The 7,793-nt window shown below is 70.4% G+C and carries 5 protein-coding genes and 1 pseudogene; 5 read left to right on the top strand and 1 reads right to left on the bottom strand.

Annotation, left to right across the window (positions count from 1 at the left end; genetic code table 11):
* Positions 1–16: 16 nt before the first annotated feature.
* Positions 17–1,876, top strand: coding sequence for a translation elongation factor 4 (gene lepA / locus DCI01S_RS06785; protein WP_061228504.1), 1,860 nt, complete (start codon positions 17–19; stop codon positions 1,874–1,876).
* A gap of 19 nt (positions 1,877–1,895) precedes the next feature.
* Here the strand turns inward: lepA and DCI01S_RS06790 are convergent, their stop codons facing one another.
* Positions 1,896–2,408, bottom strand: a complete 513-nt coding sequence (locus DCI01S_RS06790; RefSeq protein WP_061228505.1) for a CGNR zinc finger domain-containing protein — start codon at positions 2,406–2,408, stop codon at positions 1,896–1,898.
* Between the two features lie 26 nt (positions 2,409–2,434).
* On the opposite strand from DCI01S_RS06790, the gene DCI01S_RS06795 reads away from it, so the two are divergent.
* The 4 genes and pseudogenes from DCI01S_RS06795 to DCI01S_RS06810 form a co-directional block, all read left to right on the top strand.
* Positions 2,435–3,256, top strand: a complete 822-nt coding sequence (locus DCI01S_RS06795; protein WP_061228506.1) for a TSUP family transporter — start codon at positions 2,435–2,437, stop codon at positions 3,254–3,256.
* Positions 3,257–3,351: 95 nt separating this feature from the next.
* Positions 3,352–5,460, top strand: a complete 2,109-nt coding sequence (locus DCI01S_RS06800; protein ID WP_061228507.1) for a M3 family metallopeptidase — start codon at positions 3,352–3,354, stop codon at positions 5,458–5,460.
* A gap of 9 nt (positions 5,461–5,469) precedes the next feature.
* Complete coding sequence (locus DCI01S_RS06805; RefSeq protein ID WP_007629858.1) at positions 5,470–5,679, top strand: hypothetical protein; 210 nt, start codon at positions 5,470–5,472, stop codon at positions 5,677–5,679.
* A 158-nt stretch (positions 5,680–5,837) separates the two neighbouring features.
* A pseudogene (locus DCI01S_RS06810) lies at positions 5,838–7,217 on the top strand (WS/DGAT/MGAT family O-acyltransferase); the annotation flags it as partial.
* Positions 7,218–7,793: the final 576 nt, after the last annotated feature.

A 7,793-nucleotide genomic window follows, 5' to 3' on the forward strand; every position in this document is an offset into this window, starting at 1 on the left:
GGGCCCGCCTCCAGGAGTGATCGAGATTCCCAACTTCGCAGAGACGACGTTCACCGATCCGGCCAGGATCAGGAACTTCTGCATCATCGCGCACATCGACCACGGCAAGTCGACGCTGGCCGACCGCATGCTGCAGCTCACCGGCGTGGTCGAGGAGCGGCTCATGCGCGCCCAGTACCTCGACCGCATGGACATCGAGCGCGAGCGCGGCATCACCATCAAGGCGCAGAACGTCCGCCTGCCCTGGGTGCCGCGCTCCGGCGCGCACGAGGGCGAGGAGATCGTCCTGCACATGATCGACACCCCCGGCCACGTGGACTTCACCTACGAGGTCTCCCGCGCGCTCGAGGCCTGTGAGGGCGCGATCCTCCTGGTGGACGCCGCGCAGGGCATCGAGGCACAGACCCTGGCCAACCTCTACCTGGCCATGGAGAACGACCTCGAGATCATCCCCGTGCTCAACAAGATCGACCTGCCGGCCGCGGACCCCGACCGCTTCGCCGAGGAGATCTCCCACATCGTCGGCTGCGAGCCGGGCGACGTCCTGCGCGTCTCCGGCAAGACCGGCATGGGTGTCGAGGAGCTGCTGGACAAGCTGTGCGAGACCATCCCCGCCCCGGTCGGTGACCCGGAGGCCCCGCCGCGGGCGATGATCTTCGACTCGGTGTACGACACCTACCGCGGTGTGGTCACGTACGTCCGCGTGGTCGACGGCTCCCTCAAGCCGCGCGAGAAGGTCAAGATGATGTCCACGGGCACCACCTACGAGGCGCTCGAGGTGGGGATCATCTCGCCCGAGCCCAAGGCCACGGACGGGCTCGGACCCGGCGAGGTGGGCTACCTCATCACCGGCGTGAAGGACGTCCGCCAGTCCAAGGTCGGTGACACGGTCACCGCCGCCCGGAACGGCGCGGACGAGCCGCTGCCCGGTTACGCCGAGCCCAACCCCATGGTCTTCTCGGGCCTGTACCCGATCGACGGGTCGGACTACCCGGTGCTGCGCGACGCCCTGGACAAGCTGCGCCTCAACGACGCGTCCCTGGACTACGAGCCCGAGACGTCGGTGGCGCTGGGCTTCGGCTTCCGCTGCGGCTTCCTGGGCCTGCTGCACATGGAGATCACGCGCGACCGCCTCGAGCGCGAGTTCAACCTCGACCTCATCTCCACCGCCCCGAACGTCGTGTACCGCGTCGTGGCCGAGGACGGCTCGGAGCACCAGGTCACCAACCCGTCGTACTGGCCCGAGGGCAAGAACCGCGAGGTCTACGAGCCGATCGTCAAGTGCACGATCATCGTGCCGAGCGAGTTCGTCGGCACGACCATGGAGCTGTGCCAGTCCAAGCGCGGCGAGATGAAGGGCATGGACTACCTGTCGGAGACGCGGGTGGAGCTGCGCTACGTGCTGCCGATGGGCGAGATCATCTTCGACTTCTTCGACTCCCTCAAGTCCCGCACCAAGGGTTACGCGTCGATGGACTACGAGGAGGCCGGCGAGCAGATCGCGGACCTGGTCAAGGTCGACATCCTGCTGCAGGGCGAGGCCGTGGACGCGTTCAGCGCGATCGTGCACCGCGACCACGCGCAGGCGTACGGCAACAAGATGACGGTCAAGCTCAAGGAGCTCATCCCGCGTCAGCAGTACGAGGTGCCGGTGCAGGCGGCGATCGGGTCCAAGATCATCGCGCGCGAGAACATCCGCGCCATCCGCAAGGACGTGCTGTCCAAGTGCTACGGCGGCGACATCAGTCGTAAGCGCAAGCTGCTGGAGAAGCAGAAGGAGGGCAAGAAGCGGATGAAGTCCATCGGCCGGGTGGACGTGCCGCAGGAGGCCTTCGTCGCGGCGCTGTCGGCGGATTCGAGCGCGGACAAGAAGTAGCGCCGGCCGTCGGACAGCGTCAGGCCCGGGCGCGGTGGCGGCGGACCGCGCACCGGTTCGTGCAGCGCGTCGAGCAGTACGCCTTGCGCCCGTTGCGGGTGGTGTCGGCGAACACGGCGTCGCAGTCGTCGGCCGCGCACCGCGCGAGACGGTCGATGCCGCGTGAGGTGAGGTGCAGGGCGGTGCCCACCGAGAACATGGTGGTGAGAACCCGGGCGAAGCTCACGTCGTCGGCGCGGTAGTGGACGTGCCAGTGTCCGTCGTGGTCGGTGAGTCGCGGCGGCCCGGCGTGCTCGGCCAACAGGGCGTTGAGCGCGGTGGCGCGCTCACGGGGGTCGGTGGTGTCGACGACGACGAGCCAGTCGTCGAGGAACGTCAGCAGGTTCCCGAGGTCCGCGTCGGAGGCGCTCCGATCGATGGTCACGCCCGCTTCGCGGCAGCGATCCACCAGCTCGCGGGAGGTGCGGGGGCGGCGGTTGGCCAGGTCGGCGGCCAGGGTGACCGGATCGGCTCCGTAAGGGTTGATATACACAAACCGATTACAGCACAGTTGTCGACATGCCCTTCTCCCTGGCGAGCGCAGCCTCGTCGTCCGCCGTCGGTGTCTCGGTGTGGGTCCTCGCGGCCCTGGTGCTGGCGGCGTTCGTCGCGGGTTGGGTCGACTCGGTGGTCGGCGGGGGCGGGCTCATCCAGTTGCCGGCGCTGGTCATCGGTCTCCCCGCCGACGCCTCCACCCCGGAGATCCTCGGCACCAACAAGCTCTCGTCGGTGGCCGGGACGCTCATGGCCACGGCGACCTATCTGCGCCGGATCCGGGTTCCGGTGGCAATGGTCGCGCCGCTGGTCGTGGCCGCCTTCGCGGGCTCAGCGGCGGGCTCGTCCGTCGCCCGCTTCATCCCCAAGGAGCTGCTCACCCCGCTCGTCCTGGTGGCGGTGGTCGCGGTGGGAACCTACACGTGGCTCAAGCCGAGCCTGGGGCGTGTCCACGAGGAGCGGCACTCGGGCTGGTCCCGCGCGTGGCGCTCGGCGCTCATCGGCGTGGCGGTGGGCTTCTACGACGGGATCCTCGGCCCGGGGACGGGTTCCTTCTTCGTCATCGCGATCGTCGCGTTCCTGGGCTTCGGGTTCCTCCAGGGCACCGTGGCCGCCAAGATCGCCAACCTCACCACCAACCTCGCCTCGATCCTCGTGTTCGGTGTGCACGGCGAGGTCCTGTGGATCCTCGGCGGCTGCATGGCCCTGGCCAACCTCACCGGGGGCTTCCTCGGGGCCCGCATGGCCATGAACCGCGGCAACGAGTTCATCCGAACCGTGTTCCTCGTGGTCATCGCGATCCTGGCCGTGAGGCTGGCGTGGGACACCGCCGCGCAGTGGATGTGACCCGCGCTGCCGCGCGGTGCACGTGACGTGCGTTGCCGCGCGGCGGTCGTGAGCGGACGGGGGCACGGTCGGGGAGCGGACGTAGACTGCCCCTCATGACCACTCCGAGCCCCGAGGCCCCGCGTCACCCGCTGCTCGACGAGTCCCCGCTGCCGTACGGACTGCCCGACTTCGCGGCGGTGCGGGACGAGGATCTCGAGCCGGCCATCCGCACCGCGATCGACGATCACGCGGCGGAGATCGCCGCGATCGTGGGCAACCCGGAGCCGCCGACGGCCGACAACACCGTGGTCGCGCTCGAGCGCTCGGGCCGTGCTCTGGACCGGGTCCTGTCGGTCTTCTACGGACTGCTCGGCCCGGACGCCACGCCCGCCCGCCTGGCCGTGGAACGGGTCGTCTCGCCGCTGCTGGCCGCGCACCGCTCGGCCGTGATGACGGACCCCGGCCTGTTCGCGCGCGTCGACGCGGTCCACTCCGCGCTGGAGGCCGGCGAGCTGGACCTCGACGACGAGACCGCGCGGCTCGTCCGCCGGCACCACCGGGACCTGCTCCGTGCGGGTGCGGCGCTCGACGACGCGGGCCGGGCCCGCCTCACCGCGATCGACACCCGTCTCGCGGAGCTCACCACGGAGTTCGGCGAGAACCTGCTGGCCTCCACCACGGAACTGGCCGTCCCCGTCACCGACGAGGCAGAACTCGCCGGGCTGCCGGAGTCGATGCGTGCCACGCTCGCCGCGACCGCCGCCGACGCGGGCCGGGACGGCTGGCTGATCCCGCTGGGGCTGCCGACGGTCCAGCCGATCACCGCCTGGCTCGACGACGCGGGCCTGCGCCGCCGCGTGTCGGAGGCCTCGCTGGGCCGGGGCGCGACCCCGGGTCACGACAACACCCCGATCGTGCTGGAGATCGTGCGCCTGCGCGCCGAGCGCGCCCGCCTGCTCGGGCTGGGGTCCCACGCCGAACACGTCCTCGCCGTGGAGACGGCCGGGACACCCGAGGCGGCCCGTGGTCTGCTGCTCGACGTGGTCGACGCCGCGGTGACCAACGCCCGCAACGAGGCCAAGGACCTGCTCGGTGGCGAGGAGCGCGAACTGCACCCCGCCGACTGGGCGTGGGAGTCCGAGCGGCTGCGGGCCGAGAGGTTCCGGGTGGACGACGCGACCGTCCGTCCGTACTTCGAGCTCGAGCGGGTGCTGCACGACGGGGTGATGCACGCTGCGTCGGAGTTGTACGGCCTGCGCTTCGCCGAGCGCACCGATCTCGCCGGATACCTGCCCGATGTCCGCGTAATCGAGGTGTTCGACGACGAGCGCTCGCAGCGGGATGCCGGCGTCGGCCTGCTGTTGTTGGACTACTACGCCCGTCCGACCAAGCGCGGCGGGGCGTGGATGAGTTCGTTCCGGGACCAGTCCCGGCTCCTGGACTCCCGCCCGGTGGTCGTCAACGTCATGAACCTCGCCCGTCCCGCGGCGGGGCAGCCCACGCTGCTCACCATGGACGAGGTCACGACGATGTTCCACGAGTTCGGTCACGCCCTGCACGGACTGTTGTCGGACGTGGAGTACCCGGTGTTCTCGGGCACCTCGGTCCCGCGCGACTTCGTCGAGTTCCCGTCCCAGGTCAACGAGATGTGGGCGCGCCGGCCGGAGATGCTCGCCCGCTACGCGCGGCACGTCGAGACGGGGGAGCCGATCGGTGAAGAACTGGTGGAGCGGATGCGGGAGGCCGAGCGCTTCGGCGAAGGCCAGGCCACCGTGGAGTACCTCGCCGCCGCCCTGATCGACCTCGAGTGGCACTCGCTCACCCCGAAGGAGGCGGAGGCCGTCACCGACGTCGACGAGTTCGAGGCCCGTGTGCTGGCCGATGCCGGCCTCGACGTACCGGGCATCGAGCCGCGGTACCGGTCGCGGTACTTCCAGCACATCTTCGCCGGCGGGTACTCGGCCGCCTACTACTCGTACTTCTGGGCCGAGGTGCTCGACGCCGACGCCGCCGAGTGGTTCGTGGAGCGCGGTGGTCTGAAGCGGGACTCGGGGGACCGGATGCGGCGCGAGGTCCTCTCGCGGGGCGGCGCGATCGATTTCCTCGACGCCTACCGGCGGATGCGCGGGTCCGAGCCGAACACGGCGGCCCTGCTTCGCCGACGCGGGCTCGACTCCTCGGTGGTGGGAGGTCGCCGCGCCGCCGCCACCGGGCGGCCGTAGGATCCCTGCGTGACCGCGCTCCTGCAGTTCTGGGACAGGGCCGAGCTCTGGCTCGCCACCCTGCCGTTCCCCCTGCAGGTCGCGATCATGCTCGCGATGGGGGTCCCGCTGTTCCTCCTCGTCGCCGTGGCGGTGGAGTGGATCGCGGATCTGCTCGTCCAGAGGTTCCGCGCGCTCGTCGCGCCGCGGACCGCCGAGACCGGGAAGGAGGTCCGCTGATGCCCCGGTCGCGTGTGACACTCGCCCTCGTCCTGCTGATCGCGTTCGTCGTGATCGCATGGGTCCTCGTCGAGGTCCTGTAGACCCCGTTCACATTCGCTGCACGGAACCGTTCGCAACGCGACCCGTGGGCCGAAACCCGGACGTACACTCCCTCCATGCAGCGCTTGAGTGGGCTCGACGCCAGCTTTCTCTACTTCGAGACCAGATCCCAGCTCCTGCACGTGTGCGGGCTCATCGTGCTGGATGTCTCCGAGATGCCGGACGGGTACTCGTTCGGGGCCCTGCGGGACGAACTCTCCCGCCGGATCACCGCGATGCCCCCGTTCCGCCGTAAGCTGCACGACTCGCTGCTCAACGTGGACCATCCGGTCTGGGTGGAGGACGAGGACTTCGATATCGACCACCACCTGCACCGCGTCGGTATCCCCGGCCCCGGCGGGGATCACGAACTCGCGGAGCTGTGCGCCCACCTCGCCGGCCAGCCGATCGACCGGTCGATGCCGCTGTGGCAGATGTACGTCATCGAGGGCCTGCGGGACGGTCGGGTCGCCGTGTTCGCGAAGATGCACCACTCCACCGTGGACGGCGTCACGGGAGCCAACATGCTCTCGCAGCTGTGTACGTTGACGCCCGAGGACCCGGACCTCGACGAGGAGCTGGTCGGCCAGAGCGCCGGTGGCTCCGGAGCGCTGGAGCTCGCCGTCGGCGGGGCGCTGTCGCGCCTGGCCACGCCGTGGCGGCTCGCCTCGTTGCTGCCGGGCACGCTCGGCGTGTTGCCGTCGTGGATCAATCGCGCCCGCAAGGGGTTGGCCATGCCCGCGCCGTTCACGGCTCCGCGCACCCCGTTCAACCGCACCATCACCGGTCACCGGTCCATCTCCTTCGCCAGCGTGGACCTCGAGGACGTCAAGCGCGTGAAGAACGCCTTCGGCACGACGGTCAACGACGTGGTGCTGGCCGTGTGCTCCACCGCCCTGCGCAAGTACCTCGACGATCTGGACGCCCTGCCGCGCAAGCCGCTCATCGCGATGGTGCCGATGTCCGTGCACGCCGCGGAGTCCCGGCCCGGCACCAACCGGGTGTCGGGGATGTTCATGTCCCTGGCCACGGATATCGACGACCCTGTCGGGAGGCTCGAGGCGATCCGCGACGCGAACACCGTGGCCAAGGACCACACCGATGCCCTGGACGCCAACCTGCTCACGGACTGGGCGCAGTTCGCCGCGCCGTCGGTGTTCGGGTCCGCGGTGCGTATGTACTCGCGGCTACGACTCTCCGAGCGTCACCCGGTCGTGCACAACCTGGTGGTCTCGAACGTGCCCGGCCCCAATTTCCCGCTGTACTTCCTGGGCGCGAAGATCGAGAAGATGATGCCTATGGGCCCGGTGTTCCACGGCGCCGGCCTGAACTGCACTGTGATGTCGCTGGACGGACGCCTCCACTTCGGGTTCATCGGGTGCAAGGACCTCGTGCCGGATCCGTGGCCGCTCGCGGACGCGGTCGAGGACGCGCTGGCGGAGTTCGTCGCCGCGGCGGACGAGCGCGACGGCGGTGGCGATCCGGCGGGCCCGGCCGGGGCCGAGGTCGCCGTACGGGAGGGCACCTCCACCGCGGTGGCCACCCTCGACGAGCAGTCGACCGAGGTGGCGGAGCGCCCCGCGCCGGCGAGGAAGACACCCGCGAAGAAAGCGGCCGCCGTGAAGACGCCGGCGAGGAAGGCTCCCGCGAAGAAGGCTTCTGCGAAGAAGGCACCGGCGAAGAAGGCACCGGCGAAGAAGGCAGGCGCGGAGAAGACCCCCGCCGCGAAGGCCCCGGCGAAAAAGGCCGCCAAGAAGAAGGCCGCCACGAAGCAGAGTGCGGCCGCGAAGCGACAGAACAAGCCCACCGGCTCCAAGCCGACCGGGTCCGCACCGCGGCCGGCTGACCGCGCGGACGCGCCCGCCGCGCCGACGTACAGCGCTCCGGCGGTGACGACGCCCGACGGCGACGCCGGACCCGCTCGGCCGACCGCCGTGCCGAACGCCCCCGCGGGCCCGGGCACCCCGGACGACGCCGCGCAGGCGCCGACCTACAGCGCGCCCGCGGCCGCCGGCCCCGCCGGTGACGCGCAG

The organism is Dietzia cinnamea NBRC 102147 (assembly GCF_001571065.1).
Classification (GTDB): domain Bacteria; phylum Actinomycetota; class Actinomycetes; order Mycobacteriales; family Mycobacteriaceae; genus Dietzia; species Dietzia cinnamea.

What these genes read in the sequence shown, in the direction of transcription:
- DCI01S_RS06800 (WP_061228507.1), top strand. Translation starts at nt 3,352, where the DNA reads ATGACCACTCCGAGCCCCGAGGCCCCGCGTCACCCGCTGCTCGACGAG.
- DCI01S_RS06795 (WP_061228506.1), top strand. Translation starts at nt 2,435, where the DNA reads ATGCCCTTCTCCCTGGCGAGCGCAGCCTCGTCGTCCGCCGTCGGTGTC.